Consider the following 614-nt stretch of genomic DNA (forward strand, 5'->3'; position numbering starts at 1 on the left):
CCCGAGCGGCCCGCGCGACCGGCCGCCGACACGTCGTCCGCCGGGAAGAAGCGAGGAGCCTCCGGCGCCCGCACGCCCTCCGCGCCCCGTGCCGCGTCCGCCCCGCGCACCCCCCGCCCGAAGCAGCCGCCCGCCCCGCCCTCGTCCGCGTGGATCGCCGGCGTCCGCGGCTCGGGCTTCACGCTGCTGGTGATGGGGATCATGATCCTCGCGGTGGTCGTGCTCGCTCCGAGCATCAAGAACTTCGTCGAGCAGCGCGCCGAGATCGCCGAGCTGCAGCGCTCGGTCGACGCGGCCAAGACCCAGGCGCAGAACCTCGACGAGCAGCGCACCCGCTGGTCCGACCCGGCGTTCATCCGCGCGCAGGCCCGCGAGCGGCTGTACTTCGTGATGCCCGGCGAGGTGAGCTACCTCGTGCTCGACGACGTGACGCTCGCCCAGCAGGCGCAGCAGCCCGCGAGCGACACGGTGCAGGAGACCCCGAGCGACTGGGCCGGATCTCTGCTGTCCTCGATCGCGGTCTCGGGCCTCGGCCAGCCGACCGCCGACGAGCTGACACCGACTCCGTAGCTCCCGCCCGACCCCGTCGCCCCCGCCCGGCCCCGCGTACACTG

General features: G+C 74.8%; 1 protein-coding gene. It reads left to right on the forward strand.

Annotation, left to right across the window (positions count from 1 at the left end; genetic code table 11):
- On the forward strand, window positions 1-570 hold a 570-nt coding region (locus C5C57_RS17520; protein WP_104297941.1), incomplete at its 5' end, for a septum formation initiator family protein.
- Window positions 571-614: the final 44 nt, after the last annotated feature.

It is taken from the genome of Rathayibacter sp. AY1C5 (assembly GCF_002931705.1).
In the GTDB taxonomy this organism is placed as follows: domain Bacteria; phylum Actinomycetota; class Actinomycetes; order Actinomycetales; family Microbacteriaceae; genus Rathayibacter.